This is a genomic window from Sphingobacterium sp. JUb20 (assembly GCF_004342035.1).
In the GTDB taxonomy this organism is placed as follows: Bacteria; Bacteroidota; Bacteroidia; order Sphingobacteriales; family Sphingobacteriaceae; genus Sphingobacterium; species Sphingobacterium anhuiense.
On the sequence record NZ_SLYV01000016.1, the window covers coordinates 1 to 16019 of the forward strand.

The following is a 16019-nucleotide window of genomic DNA, read 5'->3' on the forward strand; positions in this document are numbered from 1 at the left end:
CAGTTATAAAAGGTGGCTTTGCTAATCTCAAGCTCCCGGCAGATATCATCCGTCTTTCTACCTTCTTCTCCCTCTTTGAGAGCTCTTACAATCTGTGTTTCTGTAAAACGTGTCTTTTTCATCTTATTACTTAAATCTAAACATTTATGTCCAGTTTTAAGCTGTTTGATTTTTTGGGACACTTACAAATGCATTCTTTAATTTTATATTGCTTGATTATAAAATAGAACTTTTCCATTTATAAAAGTTCATCATTTATTATTTTTTTAATATATGCTTTCACCAAGTATATTCTTCTGTATATGGCATGTTTTTAAGATTTTCAAAATCGCTTATTTTATAGTGTATCTTATTTTTTAGGTTTAATTGCCAGACTGATGCCTGGTTTGACCAAGGGTCAATTAAAAATTCGATCATATCATCATTCATAATGCGCATTTGGACTATATGACCTACCATGTCCAATTTAGTTATTTGATGATTATCCCAAATTAAAAGATGTTCACCTCCGATTATACATACTTTGTTTACGATCAATCCACAATCAGGGTTTCCATACATCTCTCCAATGCATATAGCTATCTTTTCTCCTTTATTGACTAAAATTATTTCCTCATCTCTACAGCCTAGCGTATATTCTGGAGATTCATCTAATATTTTGAGATCATTTATCATATTGCTTTAGGTCTTTCAACTTTAATGACTAGCCTTTAACATGTTCTAACTTTAAACGAATTTACTAATTACAATTTGAATTCCATTTCTCAATATGACTGAATGTTTTAAAAGATAATTTGGTTTCGATTAATTTCATTACTTACTAAAAGTAAAAAAAGGTTCAACCACTTCACCTAGCCATTTCCACCATTCACCGAGTTTTTAGTTGGTTTAATCTAATTGCCATAGGGTAGGAACGATTTACACCCTACTTTTGAATCAACAATTAAGAACAATAAACTAACAATATAACATAAAGATATTATGAAAACTTTAGCAAAAACATTAGCAGCAGCCTTGATCGCAGTATCTACATTCACTATGGCAGCAGCTAAACCAACAGGAGACAACTCCAAAAAAGCAGTGGTCAATCTATCTACAGCAGACTTAGCAATTGATCATTACGTTGCGGTTATGACCGAGGGACAGTCGGCAGGAGTAGAGCAATTGTTTACATCAGATTTTAATCAAAAAGTTCAGGCATCAGAAGCTAAGATCAATAGCCGTTCAGAAGTAATTTCATTCTTGAAAAAGCAAAAAGGAGAGCAGTTGAACTGTAAAACCAGTACTACCATTGTTGAGCAATCAGGCGACTATATGGTAGCAAAAGTAACACAACAATTTGAAGGATTTACCAAGACCGATTTAATCACCTTGGTCAATGACGGAGGCAACTGGAAAGTATCGCAATCCATCAACACGTATAAGTAAGTTAAGTTAAATTCATATGTTTAGTCAGAGCCACGTCGTGAGATGTGGCTTTTCTTTTTCTGTTGTATCTCTAAAGATTAATCGGGGTTGTGCTAGCCGACAACAAACGGTTACAAACGACTACAAATGGTTAATAACTGGCTAGTATTTTTAGTTTTTATCATATTTGATTTATGTAATTGATTATTTAAGTAAACCCTAAAATTATGTTAGCACATGCAGAACCCGTATTTATTGATCCGACCACCGATGAGGGCTTTAAACGGTTATTCGGAGACAAAGTCAACCTGATCAACTTTCTTAACATCATCTTTCGTGGTCGAAAGACAATCGTTGATCTGACGTATCGAGATACCGAGCGTATCGGTGCAACCGAAGAGATCGGTAAAGTTATCTTTGATCTTGTAGTTCAGATTAGTACAGGAGAAGAGATCATCATCGAGATGCAGACAAGTACACAGACCAACCTGAAGCAACGTATGCTGTATTATGCAAGTAAGGTTATTTCAGACACAGCACCCAAAGGAAACCGCAAAGCCTGGGGGTATGCCATACCCGAGGTTTATACCATTGTCCTGATGGACGGTTTTCATATGCCGGGAGGTGATCATAAAACCTATTTTCACGATACCTGCCTGTGTAATAGAGATTCAGGGAAAATTTTCTACGAGGGTTTGGGGTTTATCTATTTAGAAATTATTAACTTTGTTAAAAGCGAAGCTGAGGTTGAAGACGAACTGGATAAAGTATTTTTTATGCTTAAGAATATGTCTACGTTAAAGACCTTGCCAAGGATTATGAAATCGGCAGTATTTCAGCGCTTCTTTCAGTTGGCCAGCTACGCAAAATTGACAAAGGAGGAACGGACTATGTATGATATTAGTTTAAAACGTAAGTGGGATGCTGAAGCAGTGCGGATGTACCAAGATGGACTAGAAAAGCAATTGAAAGAAGCTAAAAGAGAAGCTAAGAAAGCATCAATTACAGCTAAAGCAGAGGGACTTGCTGAAGGAAAAGCTGAAGGCGAGCACAATAAAGCCATTGAGACAGCTTTGAAGCTTACAAAGATGGGTTTATTAGTAGAACAAATTGCTGAGGCTACCGGACTTTCCATCGAAGAGATCGAAAAACTGAAGTAGAACAGTGTTCTAAAATATACAAAACCGTTTGGTCATCCCAAACGGTTTTTTTTATGCCTTTGATATTTACAAGTAGAGATCAGCAGAATAACCCCATTCCAGGTTCAGCCACTTCACCTAGCCATTTCCACCATTCACCGAGTTTTTAGTTGGTTTAGTCTAATTGCCATAGGGTAGGAAAGATTTACACCCTACTTTTGAATCAACAATTAAGAACAATAAACTAACAATATAACATAAAGATATTATGAAAACTTTAGCAAAAACATTCGCAGCAGCAGCCTTGATCGCAGTATCAACATTTACAATGGCAGCAGGCAAACCAGTAGGAGACAACTCTAAGAAAGCAGTGGTTAATCTATCCACAGCAGATCTAGCCATTGATCATTACGTTGCGGTTATGACAGAAGGACAGTCGGCAGGAGTAGAGCAGTTGTTTACATCAGATTTTAATCAAAAAGTACAGGCGGCAGAAGCTAAGATCAATAGCCGTTCAGAAGTAATTTCCTTCTTGAAAAAGCAAAAAGGCGAGCAGTTGAACTGTAAAACAAGCACTACAATTGTTGAGCAATCCAGTGACTATATGGTAGCAAAAGTGACCCAACAATTTGAAAATTTTACGAAGACCGACTTAATCACCTTGGTCAATGACGGTGGCAACTGGAAAGTATCCCAATCCATCAACACGTATAAGTAAGTTAAGTTTGAATGTATATGTTTAGTTAGAGCCACATCGTGAGATGCGGCTTTTCTTTTTTCTACTGTATCTCGGAATATTGATCCAATTTGTGCTAGCCGACAACAAACGGTTACAAACGACTACAAACGGTTAATAACCGGCTAATATTTTTAGTTTTTATCATATTTGATTTATGTAATTAATTATTTAAATAAATCCTAAAATTATGGTAGCACATGCAGAACCCGTATTTATTGATCCGACCACCGATGAAGGATTCAAGCGGTTATTCGGAGACAAAGTCAACCTGATCAACTTTCTCAACATCATCTTTCGTGGTCGAAAGACCATCACAGATCTTACTTATCGGGATACCGAGCGTATCGGAGCAACCGAAGAGATCGGTAAAGTTATCTTTGATCTTGTAGTCCAGATTAGTACAGGAGAAGAGATCATCATCGAGATGCAGACGAGTACACAGACCAACCTGAAACAACGTATGCTGTACTATACCAGTAAGGTCATTTCAGACACAGCACCCAAAGGAAACCGCAAAGCCTGGGGTTATGCCATTCCGGAGGTTTACACCATTGTCCTGATGGACGGTTTTCATATGCCGGGAGGTGATCATAAAACCTATTTTCACGATACCTGCCTGTGTAATAGAGATTCAGGAAAAATTTTCTATGAAGGATTTGGGTTTATATACTTGGAATTAATTAACTTTGTTAAAAGCGAAGCTGAGGTTGGAGACGAACTGGACAAAGTATTCTTTATGCTCAAGAATATGTCTACGTTAAAGACCTTGCCAAGGATTATGAAATCGGCAGTATTTCAACGCTTCTTTCAGTTGGCCAGCTACGCAAAATTGACAAAGGAGGAACGGACTATGTATGATATTAGTTTAAAACGTAAGTGGGATGCTGAAGCAGTGCGGATGTATCAAGAAGGACTAGAAAAGCAATTGAAGGAAGCTATAAGAGAAGCTAAGAAAGCAGAAAAAGAAGCTAAAAGAGTTTCAATAACAGCTAAAGCTGAAGGTGTTGCTGAAGGCGAGTATAAAAAAGCTATGGAGACAGCTTTGAAACTTACAAAGATAGGTTTATCAGTAAAACAAATTGCTGAGGCGACAGGTCTTACTAACAACGAGATCGAAAAACTGAAATAGAACAGTGTTCTAAAATATATAGAACCGTTTGGGATCACCAAGCGGTTTTTTTTGGCATATTCACTCCATATCCGTTCTTTGTTCGCTAAGGCTTCGTGAAATGTCTACTCTGCGCCTAAGTAGGACCATTCCGAATAAGGGGTGAAGCAAACCCCGAATAAAGGATTAATAATACCTAGAGTCTGGGTTTTTGAATACTAAAAAATCAGTTAAAATAACTAAGTATCAGATAAACACAATTTTCACTAAATATTCTAGTGGTTCTTTAAATAAAGATTAAAAGTTATGGGAAATATTTTTGAGAAAAAAACTTTCAATTGGATTGTTATCGTATTTTGTGTCCAATTTTTTTGTTTAAATATTCTTCTGGGAGATTTTAGCGGTATAAACGATGGTATTACGAGAATTGGTTTTCCTTTTGTTTTTTTTCAGGATACAGGAGGGAAATGTGAAAACTGTGAAAATCTAAAATGGTTTAACATAATTTATCTTCTTATTGATGTTATCCTTTGTTTAATATTAGCAATTTTTATGGTTATGGGAGTGAAACGAATTACTAAAAAATAAATAAGAGTGTTAAGAAGTAAAAAACTTTACAATGCTCCTTAAATTGCGAGGATGTTGTCTCAGTAAGTCGATAACTATTTTAATAAAGGTAGACGGGGTAAATCAAATTGGGTTATAAGAAATAATACAATTTATTACAAAGCTTAAAATTAATTGATCATGGAGTTTTTAAATTCGGACTCACATTTATCGCTACTATATCATAAAGCCAAAGAAAGCTTCGAAAAGTGTATTCGAAATGATGAAAATCAATTTTTGAAAGATGAATTAGGTATGCCTATTGATTATATTGTGTTAATTGAGAAAGATATAAAAATTGTATTTTCGAAAAGAGTTTTCGAGGAGTATAATATTGAGGTCTGTTTACTGTTGTATGCAGGTAATAATGAAGTTGGCAGATACCTATATATTGAAAATAATAACAATGAAGCTATTGATGATAGTTTAGTTTTATATTAGATTACAATTAAGAGTAGAAATCCAAAGCGTGAAGGTTTCAGAAGGAGTTAATCAACATGAACAGTTTGAAAGTAATCGAAGAAACAGAAAACTACATTTATTTTTTACAAGTTTGAAGTAGATACCTTGGCTATAGATAAAATTACTGGAAAAATTCTTGTGGAAGAATATGATACTGATCATATTTTTTATGAGTGTGCTCAAAATGACGCTCTATTTTTAAAAGCTCGGGAAAGCTACTTCGTTTTGCCGGGTAAGAAAATTTCCTGTCCAAATAATTTTAACACAGTCGTACCTGTTAAATCGCTTATAAAATTTTAGTACATATGAAGATTGGTAGAACATTATTTTGGTTTAAAGATGGAGATGAACAATTAATCAATCTTACAAATGATTTTTTTGGTTTAAGTTTTTTATTAAACAGACTTCTAAATGAAAAGTATGACGGAAAAAAAATTAAATTTATTAATATTGATTTTTTGACAGAAAATACTTTTAAACTTTATCCAATTCTTCCGAGAGAGACTTCCTATTATTATAATGGACATTTAAGATACTACGGGGTATTTGATTTGCATTTATTTGAAAGTTTTAGTTATGAGGAACAGTATAATTTTGTGTGGGAAAAAGCGCATAAATATTTGATTGAAGCGGCTAAGAGTAATAAAAACCCAAAACTATTAGAATCTGCCAATTATGCTTACAAAAAAGGATTAGAAATAGAATTGAATCCTGATTTTAGAGTGATTGATGTATTCATCCCAATAGATGGAAAAGAAGTGAGAGCTTCTATTTGGATTTTATTTCAAAAGGATGGAATGGTTGCAAAATTCACGTTACAAAGTTCTGAAAACTTAATTTTTGAAGAGGTGTTAGATAAAACGGAAAAAGGAGTGGAAATCTTCCTTGAGATGTATAAATCCATTGCGATCGAGAACGATAATATCGTAATTAAAGTGCGTAAAGATATCGCATCTTTACCAGTAAAGATACCATTATCAAAAATAATTATTTAACAACAGGAAAGTGATCAAATATTAATTTCAGATTAACTGTGAAGGGTTTTTCTTGGCGGTATTTATGTTGCTTTCTCTTCCAATACTTGAAGTAGTATTATTGTTTCTTCCTGTAAGATTGTCTTTTCGACAAAGTAAGTGGACTAGACTACTAATCTTATTTTGTGTTTTTAGCTTAGAGTTTGCTTTAGGATGGTATGCAACCAACCAAGACCTGGAAACTTGGATGCTCGTTAAAATAAGCTTGAGTATATTGTTATTTCTACTATTTTACCGGAAGCAATTCATCATCTAAGAAAGTTGGAAATCTCAAATTATGCAGTTTCGGTGCATTTTCCTAGCCCACGTTCCTTTTAAGGATACTTAATTTATTCTCTAGAATCTAATAAATATATTTAAATTTCAAGTTTATTAATAGATTTAATAGAAAGCCTAATTTGTAATCAATGAACAAAATTAATAGTGCACAAAAGATATTCGAAAAATTCTCTGATGATTTTTATCAAACAATGAATGATTTTAATTTGAAACATATTAACGCATCAGGAACACAAATAATCCTGTAACATTTTATTTAAATCCACAAACCGGATTGAATGTTATGGCATCTCCATCAGGGCTTTAAAATTAGTGGAATGACCTACATGAAGCTAGCTGGAGCATATCAGCAAGGGCAATTGTCGATGAAAAACATTGGTTTGATAATGATGTTCGGGAAATCCTTTGGTCCAGCCCCATACTATGGTGAAGAATCTTATGCTGGTCGTCGAATCTTACACGGTATTAATTATGGAACAAAGAAATAATAAACCATTGTTTAGCTTGATTATTATATTGATGCTATTGTGCGGTAGTTGTGATAGCGTTGGTGATACTCTTAATACTAAAGAACTTGTGTCAAGTACTGGTGAAAAAGTTTATATCAATACACTTAATTGGGGTGTTACGGATGACAACCAATATACAGTCATCACAAAGGATATAAATAGACTTAAAACAAGATCCGATACGTTGAACACGATGAAGGGACTATCCCCATTTGTATATCGATTTCATGGAGATACACTGTCTATTTTTTACCTAAAATGGAAGAAAGTTAAAGTTTCGGAAAGTTTACAATCTATAGAATTAGTTTACTATCCGTTAGAAAATAAGGAATATATTCGTTTACTTCATAAGGCTGGTAAAAAAGAAGACGGTTATAGTCTTATTCCTTAATTGGCTTGTTTGCATTACTTGGGTATCGCCTGCATCTTACTCTTTGCGAGGAATGCATCAAGCAGAGAGAAATCCGTGATTCTATTCACTTTCACTGAGCTTTTCAATATCCTGAAACCTGAGGCATTTGAAAGTATAGCAGAAACAGGAATAAAAGAATTGAATGTATAGCACAATCAGTATTAATAAAACAACGTTTATAATAATATCAGTAATAATTTATAAATCTGTATAGCTATAATAGGACGATACATTTCTAGAATGTTGATGAATATTATAGACGTCAGCTTCGGGACTTATTCGCACGCTGTTCGGTAAGGCTTCGGGAAACGTCTATTGTGCCTCTACTGTTTGTATACTGTTTGTCTACCTCGCCTCTACAAAAACAGTATAGGCAGGGTAGGGAAACAGTAGAGGCGTTCCGAAAAAGGGGCGAAGCAGTCTCGAAGCGCAGTCAAACAAAACTCGCAGCTCTTTAATTTCATCATTGACCTCTGATTTTATTTCATGCTTTGACATAACAACGGATTTATAATCTGTAAGTTTTTCATTTTTAGCGAATTTAGTAGTCCAGCCACGAATTGTGACCGGATGTATACCAAAAACTACTTTAGCCTCCTCAATACTCATACCCGAATCAATGGCCGGTAAAACTGTGCGTTTATCCGAGTCACTGGTAAATCGAGGCTTTTTAGCAGTCAAATAAGTATCTGAACCATATTTAAGCATCCACTGACGGAGCGTTGATGAACTCATACCATAAATTGCTAATGCTTCGGAAATGGGGCAGATCCTCCTCAACCTCTTTTACGATTTTTTTAATTAGGCGCTTGTCATAAAAATGCTTTGTAACAACTGCTCCACAAGCAGGCTGTTTATTCTTGGAGTCTAATGCCATATACACTCGTTTTGTGTATATCTATCTTAGGAACGATACAGTTTGCGACTTAAACAGTTATAAAGTTGTTTTCGATCCCATCTTCATATTTACAATAGCTATTTGATAGTTTACAGCTTCTTTATGTTAATATAGCATCTATATTCAGCAATATTGAGTTATAATATCATGCAGATTTGCAATATTATTGTATCTGTTTAGGGCTTAAATACGAGCAAAATACCAATTGAATATTCATCTGTGTAGCCTATGGATTTAGAATCTGATTTATAAACCTTTATCCTTTATAAAAAAGAATGCATCACTGTGTTAACTGGTTTTATTTGTCGATGTGGAATCTGAAATTATGTTTGAGAAAAAAGTTTACGAAGACCATGAATTAATTTCATTATTGAAGTCTGGTGAGGAGTCAGCTATCACTCTAATTTATGAAAAGTTCTGGAAACGGCTTTTTCTTTCAGCTTATTCTATTTTAAAAGAGAAAGATCAGGCTCAAGATATTGTTCAGGAAGTACTTTTGCAGTTATGGATCAGAAGGGACAAAGTGGAAATAGAGAAATTAGGAGCCTACCTTCAAACCGCTACGCGATATAAGGTGTTAACTTATATACGATCGGCCGATTCCCGGAAAGTTTTTATTGATGATCAGGATCTGGAGTTATTGGCTGGGGTTGAACAGCTTAACGACAAACTTCATGTCAACGATATAAATATATTATTGGAAAAAGAAGTTTTATCGCTACCCGAACGTTGTCGCCAGGTTTTCATTTTGAGCCGTCATGAGTTTCTTACAAACAAAGAGATTGCAGAACGGCTCGGTATCACGGTCAAAGCAGTAGAATCTCAAATCACTATTGCATTAAGAAGAATCAGAGGTACATTGAGTGATTTCTTCCTGTTGATCATTATCTTATCAGCTCTCCTTTATTAAATAAAAAAATATTTTTAAACCTTACTGGGGTCACTGGCACTTATACTAGACTATTAAGTATAAGAGCATTATATGACTAACGAAAAATTTAAGAAACTGGCCCAAAAATATCAAGAGGGGACAGCTACAGATATCGAAAAAAAAGAGTTTGAGCGTGTTTATAATATTTTAAGTCATAAGTATAAAGTTTGGGTTCCTGAGCTTATGAATAAGGAAGACGACGTAAAAACCGAAATTTTCAATGCATTAAGCGATCAAATAGAACAACACAATAAACGTAGAAAACTTCATAAGCTATACCGATATGTCAGTGCTGCCGCTGTTATACTTATAACAGCTGTTTGTTTCATTATTTATAACAATTCATATCTCCAAGATCTATCCACTACACCAAAGAATTCAGTTGCTGAAATTTCGGAGGAAGGTGTTACCTTAACTTTGGGAAATGGAGATCATATTGTCCTATCTACCTTGGCTATAGGACAAAGAGTAACTCTGGGAGGTGCAGAAGCAATTAAAACAGCTGATGATAAATTGGTTTATCAATCCGGCAGTAATTCATCATTAGAAGGCAACCACAGCTTAACCGTACCTAAAGGATTACAATATCAGGTAACATTACCAGATGGAACATCCGTCTGGTTAAATTCCGCATCAACATTAAAATATTTAGCCAATTTTAAGGAAGGACGTGAACGAAAAGTGCTGTTGGATGGGGAGGCTTATTTTGAAGTTGCTAAAGACAAAAACCGACCGTTTATCGTGACAACCAATACGCAGAAGGTAACCGTCTTAGGGACCCATTTTAACATTAATGCTTACAGTGATGAACCTGTTGTGAAAACTACCCTTTTAGAAGGTCGTGTTGAGGTCAAAGGCATGAATAGCAGTAAGATTCTATCACCACATGACCAGTCAACACTATATACAAGTGGGAAAATGGAGGTCTCAACTGTTGATACAGAATTGGCTGTGGCATGGAAAAACAAAGAATTTATATTCGAAAGTGAAAAATTGGAGACCATCATGCGCATGATCGAACGTCGTTATAATGTTGAGGTAATCTATAGAGGCGAAAAAACTGAAGAAACTTTTGGAGGAGGTTTTTCCAAGTTTGATCAGGTCTCCAAAGTGTTAAAATCATTAGAAAGCACCCGTAAAGTCCATTTTGAAATTGAAGGTCAAAAAATATACGTTTCTAAACCCAAGTAATAATAACCATTAAAATAAAACCTAAAAAAATTACTTAAAACCTATTATGATAAGAGAATGAAAGAAGAAAAGAAGACTGGTGCTATAGAAGTAAAAGTCTTTATCCATACAAAAGTCAGAAACGCATTGCGTTCCTGACCTCAAGTTTGGCCTGTAAAATTATTGAATAATCATTATGAAGAAGCCCGAGATTCGAAGCAAGAGGTATTCTTCATACAAAACCAAATTAAACCAAATGTATAAAAAAAATACTATTAAATATAGTACAGATAGACCCTATGCTATTAAACTATTCCCAATTATGAAATGGACAACAGCAGCGCTGATGGCTACTTTTGTACATGCGAGTGCCTCAGGATTTGCACAGAAAATTAGTATAACAAAGTCAAATGCACCATTAAAAAGCGTCTTGAAAGAAATACGCCAGCAGAGTGGTTTCTATTTTCTTTACACAGACAATATTTTGAAAAATGCAAAGCCAGTTAATATTAAAGTCAAAAATGCCGAAGTTCGAGATGTGCTGGCATACATATTTGAAGACCAGCAGTTATCCTATAGCATTAATGAAAAAACCATTACTGTCATCGAACGTCCAAAGACCATAACTTATAGTAAAAGCGTGGTTAATAAGCAATCCATTTCGGGTACTGTGGTTGATGAAAAAGGACTACCGCTTGCTAATGTGACCATACTTGTTAAAAACACTGGACGAGGTACCACGACGGATAAGGATGGAAATTTTTCAATATCCTTAGATGATACAGATCAGCAGTTAACCATTTCAGCGGTAGGCTATATCAGTCAGACGGTAACCGTGGACAGCCAGTCACCATTGCGCATCGAACTCAAAACCGGTATATCTGCTATAGATGAAGTCGTTGTTGTGGGTTACGGCACACAGAAAAAAAGAGATCTTACCACTGCGGTATCCGTTGTCAAGAGCAAAGATGTTTTAGAAAGTAAATCTTTTTCTGTTTCAAATTCACTTGCAGGTAAAGTACCCGGATTGATTGTCAATCAAAGGAATTCAAGACCCGGAAGTGATGAAGCCAGTATATTGATCAGAGGTGCCAGTACCGTGGGCAACACATCTGCTTTAATCGTCGTGGATGGAGTTGCTAATCGTGATGGTATTTCCCGCATTGATCCCAATGATATTGAATCCATCACCGTATTAAAAGATGCATCGGCCGCTATTTATGGAGCACAGTCCGCAAATGGGGTGGTTTTGGTAACGACCAAGCGTGGTAAATTAGGTAAACCCACAGTCAATTACTCCTATAATAATGGTTTTGTGAGTCCCACACGTTATTTAAAAATGAGTGAAGCAGGAAATTTTGTAAAAGGTATAAACGATCTTGATCGTCAGGAGAAAAGAACACCTACCTACACGGAAAAACAAGTGACCGATTATATCAACGGGACATTACCCAGTACGGATTGGCTCAGGGAAACACAAAAAAGTAGTTTTAATCAAGATCGCCATAACTTAAGTTTGTCCGGTGGGGGTGAAAGTGTCAAATATTTCCTTTCGCTCGGTTTAGGAAATCAAGGAAATATCAATATCAACGACGATAAATCTAAATATACACAGTATAATTTTCGATCAAATATCGATGCGCAGGTGAATAAAAACTTTAGCGTAGGACTGGATGTTGCAGGGAGACGTGAAAATAAAAACTATTTAGGTGTTAGTGATGGCGAGCTGTTCAGTTGGAGTGTATTAGGAAGTCCTGTCTTGCCGGCAACCATTCTTGGCAGTTACCCCGCGGCTGGAAGAGGAAATAATAATCCATTAGCCGTGGTCACCAGCGATTCATATAATAGAAATGAAAACAATATTTTCAATGGAACGTTGAAAGCCACGTATAAAATACCAGGTTTACCTGAATTGTCAGTAGATGGATTTTATGCGCTGGATCAATACCAATATTTCAGCAAAGTATGGCAACAGCCTTGGACTTATTATACTGATGTCGATGGGGTTGCAGTACCAGGTATTCGTCCCAACGGACCCTCTTTATCGCATAGGGTAGATAAGAATCAATCTATTACCAAAAATATTAAGCTAAATTATGCTAAGACATTTGATAAGCATGATATTTCAGCATTCGTTTCCTTCGAGCAAAATCAGACCAAAAATGAAAATGTTCAAGCAGCACGCGAAGGCTTTGTTTCCCCATTGATCGATCAGCTTTTTGCAGGAAGTCCCATAAAGGACAATCAGTCCAATAACGGAAGTGCCAGCGACGGAGCAAGACAAAATTATTTGGGTCGTATATCTTATGCTTATAATCAGAAATATCTGGCTCAGTTTTACATCGGAGTAAATGGTTCACAGATCTTTCCTAAAGGACAGCGGTTCGGTAATTTCCCTGGTGGTTCATTAGGCTGGGTATTGTCTGAAGAAGCATTTATGAAAAAAATATCTTTTGTCAATATCCTAAAACTGCGGGCATCCTATGGTTTGCTTGGCAATGACCGTGTAGGTCAATATCAGTACCTCAATGTGTTCAATTTTGGTGGCGGTTATGTATTTGGGGACAAAGATGTCTCTTCTCTAAATCCATCAGTAGCCGCTAATCCAAATATCACCTGGGAAAAGAAAAAAAGTTTAGATATTGGTTTAGATGCGACTATTCTGAACCGGTCTTTATCCTTTACTATTGATTATTTCAAGAGCAGAACTTCCGATATTCTTACCCGAAGAAATGCAACAGTCCCCAACTACACAGGACTGTCATTACCCAACGAGAATATAGGTATCGTTGACAATAATGGTTTTGACGGCGAGGTCAATTACACTAAAACTGTAGGTAAAGTACATTTCAATATCGGGGCAAACTTCACCTACGCAAAAAATAAAGTTGTTTTCGTTGATGAGGTTGAACCTGCCGAAGAATATCAGAGTCGTACAGGCAGGCCGATCGGTACACAGTTTCTTTACAAAGTAGTCGGCATCTATAAGAATCAGGCTGATCTAGATCAGTTTCCAGGACTTGACGGAAAAAGAATCGGCGATCTTATCTATGCCGATGTCAATGGCGACGGAAAGATCAACAGTGATGATATGGCTCCGATAGAAAGAAATGCTACACCACAGATTCAGTATGGATTTAACCTTGGTGCACAGTACGGTCAATTTGACTTGAGTGCCCAGTTCCAGGGACAAGCCAGAGCATCCCAATACTTCAGCTATTTATTTGATGCAGCTAATAATTCCCCCGAATATTTTCTGAAAAATGCCTGGAGTCCAGAGCATGAGAGTGGCACACTTCCTCGAATAGGACGTAGTAAAGACAATAATGATTTATTTCTAAGAGACGTTTCATTTCTCCGGCTTAAAAATATAGAATTTGGTTACACTTTACCTGGCGGTCTATTGTCTAAAATTGGATTTCAATCTGCCAGAGCATTTGTCAACGGATACAACCTGCTTACATTCGATAAGTTGAAAAAAGACGGACTTGGCGATCCTGAGCAGGTAGATCCAAAAGGGTTTGTTTTTCCACAGACCAAAATCCTGACTTTAGGAATCAATGTAACCTTTTAATCCAGTTTAAAAAATTGTAACATGAAATTATTAGATATATTTCCAGTTGTACCTGGGATAAAAAATACGATTACCTTTCTATCCTTATTTTCCATTCTTTTCACAGGCTGTCAGAAAGCACTGGATTTAACACCATTGGATTCTTTTAGCGACGATAAAGTTTTTGCAGACAAAGAGACTCTGGGACTTTTTGTCAATGGTACCTACATCTATCTGCGACACCCGTTTAATGATCAGGGTGGTCTTACCGAAGGAATGACGGACAACGCCTATGCACGTTTTGTTACAGGACAACGAGCCTACACTGCAGGAGAACTGATCCGAGACAACGGAGAGCAGATGACACGTGGATTATGGGCCGATGCTTATACCGCTATACGCCGGACAAATCTATTTATGGAGCAGGCAACAAAAAGTACTGTCGATCCCAAAGCGCTGTCCGAATTTGGAGCAGAAATGCGCTTTATCCGAGCTTTCAAATACTTTGAGCTGGTTAAATTTTATGGTGGCGTTCCGCTCATCACAACCACATTTCAGCTTGATGCTAAGACATTTGATGTATCGCGAAATACAATTGATGAAGTCATGGCTTTTATAACCAAGGAGTGTGATGAAATCATACCGGCACTACCAAAATTTGCTACAGCCGATAAAGGGCGTGCAACTATGGAAGCTACAATGGCTTTAAAAGCGAGAGCGTTGCTGTATGCTGCCAGTCCACTGTTCAATCCTTCAAATGATCAGGCCAAATGGATCGCTGCCCGAGAGGCCAATAAAGCCGTTATGGAGCTGAGCGGTTTTAATCTGATCAGTAACGGAACCACTTTAGATTATTATAACACCTTTAACGGTAAAAATCAATCCGAAATTATTTTTGCACGTTATTTTACAGCTGCTAATTCGCAGTCTGGAGATGAAGGCGCAAATTTCTGGCTTTTCCCCAATGCATTTAACGCCTGGTCGGCGATGGTACCGACGCAGGATATCATCGACAGCTATGAAATGAGCAATGGAAAATTGCCTTCCGAAGCGGGATCAGGATATAATGCACAAGATCCATATGTCAATAGAGATCCTAGATTCTACGCCAATTTTATGTTCAACGGTGCGGTTTACTACGACCCATATACCACCAAAAGTACCCGAGCGCTTCAATACTACAGAGATAAAAATAATCCATCTAATTCCAATTTAAACGGACACGAATCAAGAGGCGCATTATTTTACCCCGATGGCGCATCTTTATCGGGTTATAACTTTAAAAAGTATACAGTGGAAGGACTTGGATCCCGAAATTTTGGAGCCAATAGACAGGCAAATCCTTGGATTTACTTCCGTAAATCAGAGTTTTATCTCAACTATGCAGAGTGCGAAATAGCGTTGGGAAATGAACCTGCCGCAAGAACAGCCATCAATACCATACGTCAAAAAATTACAGGTATCCCACCCGTGACTGAATCTGGCGCAGCTTTAACAGCGCGTTACAGGAGAGAGCGTAGAGTAGAACTGATGCTTGAAGATCACCGTCTGCATGATATCCGCCGATGGAAAATAGGTCCGTTAGCTTTAGGCAAACCAGCAATGGGCGTAGACGTATATAAAAACGGTTCAACAATCGAATATCAGTATGACTACGTCGTTGACGATAACCGCAGGTGGGTAGATAAAATGTACTGGGCACCGATTCCTTATAGTGAGATCCAGCGAAGCAATGGCAAGTTAACGCAAAACCCCAATTATTAGATTCTTTA

Annotated in this window: 16 protein-coding genes; 13 read left to right on the top strand and 3 right to left on the bottom strand. The window is 36.6% G+C overall.

The window, feature by feature from the left end; translation table 11 throughout:
- Both EDF66_RS22275 and EDF66_RS22280 read right to left on the bottom strand, forming a co-directional pair.
- On the bottom strand, nt 1–122 hold a 122-nt coding region (locus EDF66_RS22275), incomplete at its 3' end, for a transposase (RefSeq protein WP_165902499.1).
- A gap of 157 nt (nt 123–279) precedes the next feature.
- The gene (locus EDF66_RS22280; protein WP_132845183.1) at nt 280–675 is read right to left on the bottom strand and encodes a hypothetical protein; all 396 of its coding nucleotides are present in this window, start codon (nt 673–675) and stop codon (nt 280–282) included.
- Nucleotides 676–981: 306 nt separating this feature from the next.
- On the opposite strand from EDF66_RS22280, the gene EDF66_RS22285 reads away from it, so the two are divergent.
- The 9 genes from EDF66_RS22285 to EDF66_RS22320 all read left to right on the top strand — a co-directional run bounded on the left by EDF66_RS22285 (nt 982) and on the right by EDF66_RS22320 (nt 7674).
- A complete protein-coding gene (locus EDF66_RS22285; protein ID WP_132845185.1) occupies nt 982–1428 on the top strand; it encodes a nuclear transport factor 2 family protein in 447 nt (148 codons plus the stop codon).
- Between the two features lie 206 nt (nt 1429–1634).
- Nucleotides 1635–2567: an Rpn family recombination-promoting nuclease/putative transposase gene (locus EDF66_RS22290; RefSeq protein ID WP_132845186.1), complete on the top strand. Its 933-nt coding sequence runs from the start codon at nt 1635–1637 to the stop codon at nt 2565–2567.
- 247 nt (nt 2568–2814) lie between these two features.
- Nucleotides 2815–3264, top strand: coding sequence for a nuclear transport factor 2 family protein (locus EDF66_RS22295; protein WP_132845188.1), 450 nt, complete (start codon nt 2815–2817; stop codon nt 3262–3264).
- Nucleotides 3265–3472: 208 nt separating this feature from the next.
- Nucleotides 3473–4414 (top strand): Rpn family recombination-promoting nuclease/putative transposase, encoded by a 942-nt coding sequence (locus EDF66_RS22300; protein ID WP_132845189.1) that lies wholly within the window; start codon nt 3473–3475, stop codon nt 4412–4414.
- A 285-nt stretch (nt 4415–4699) separates the two neighbouring features.
- On the top strand, nt 4700–4981 hold the full coding sequence (locus EDF66_RS22305; RefSeq protein WP_132845191.1) for a hypothetical protein: 282 nt from the start codon (nt 4700–4702) through the stop codon (nt 4979–4981).
- A 159-nt stretch (nt 4982–5140) separates the two neighbouring features.
- Nucleotides 5141–5440 carry a hypothetical protein gene (locus EDF66_RS22310; RefSeq protein ID WP_132845192.1) on the top strand — a complete coding sequence of 100 codons (300 nt, stop codon included), beginning with the start codon at nt 5141–5143 and terminating at the stop codon, nt 5438–5440.
- Nucleotides 5441–5766: 326 nt separating this feature from the next.
- Nucleotides 5767–6456 carry a hypothetical protein gene (locus tag EDF66_RS22315; RefSeq protein WP_132845194.1) on the top strand — a complete coding sequence of 230 codons (690 nt, stop codon included), beginning with the start codon at nt 5767–5769 and terminating at the stop codon, nt 6454–6456.
- A gap of 635 nt (nt 6457–7091) precedes the next feature.
- Nucleotides 7092–7262, top strand: coding sequence for a hypothetical protein (locus tag EDF66_RS26160; protein WP_207898739.1), 171 nt, complete (start codon nt 7092–7094; stop codon nt 7260–7262).
- Complete coding sequence (locus EDF66_RS22320) at nt 7246–7674, top strand: hypothetical protein (RefSeq protein ID WP_132845196.1); 429 nt, start codon at nt 7246–7248, stop codon at nt 7672–7674. Before EDF66_RS26160 ends, EDF66_RS22320 begins: the two co-directional genes overlap by 17 nt.
- Nucleotides 7675–8040: 366 nt before the next feature.
- Here EDF66_RS22320 and EDF66_RS22325 read toward each other — a convergent pair whose 3' ends face one another.
- Nucleotides 8041–8430: a hypothetical protein gene (locus EDF66_RS22325; protein ID WP_132845197.1), complete on the bottom strand. Its 390-nt coding sequence runs from the start codon at nt 8428–8430 to the stop codon at nt 8041–8043.
- A gap of 488 nt (nt 8431–8918) precedes the next feature.
- On the opposite strand from EDF66_RS22325, the gene EDF66_RS22330 reads away from it, so the two are divergent.
- The 4 genes from EDF66_RS22330 to EDF66_RS22345 all read left to right on the top strand — a co-directional run bounded on the left by EDF66_RS22330 (nt 8919) and on the right by EDF66_RS22345 (nt 16011).
- Nucleotides 8919–9503, top strand: coding sequence for an RNA polymerase sigma factor (locus EDF66_RS22330; protein WP_132845199.1), 585 nt, complete (start codon nt 8919–8921; stop codon nt 9501–9503).
- 72 nt (nt 9504–9575) lie between these two features.
- Nucleotides 9576–10715 (top strand): FecR family protein, encoded by a 1140-nt coding sequence (locus tag EDF66_RS22335; protein ID WP_132845200.1) that lies wholly within the window; start codon nt 9576–9578, stop codon nt 10713–10715.
- Between the two features lie 301 nt (nt 10716–11016).
- Nucleotides 11017–14268 (top strand): TonB-dependent receptor, encoded by a 3252-nt coding sequence (locus EDF66_RS22340; RefSeq protein WP_165902501.1) that lies wholly within the window; start codon nt 11017–11019, stop codon nt 14266–14268.
- Between the two features lie 21 nt (nt 14269–14289).
- The gene (locus tag EDF66_RS22345; protein ID WP_132845203.1) at nt 14290–16011 is read left to right on the top strand and encodes a RagB/SusD family nutrient uptake outer membrane protein; all 1722 of its coding nucleotides are present in this window, start codon (nt 14290–14292) and stop codon (nt 16009–16011) included.
- Nucleotides 16012–16019: the final 8 nt, after the last annotated feature.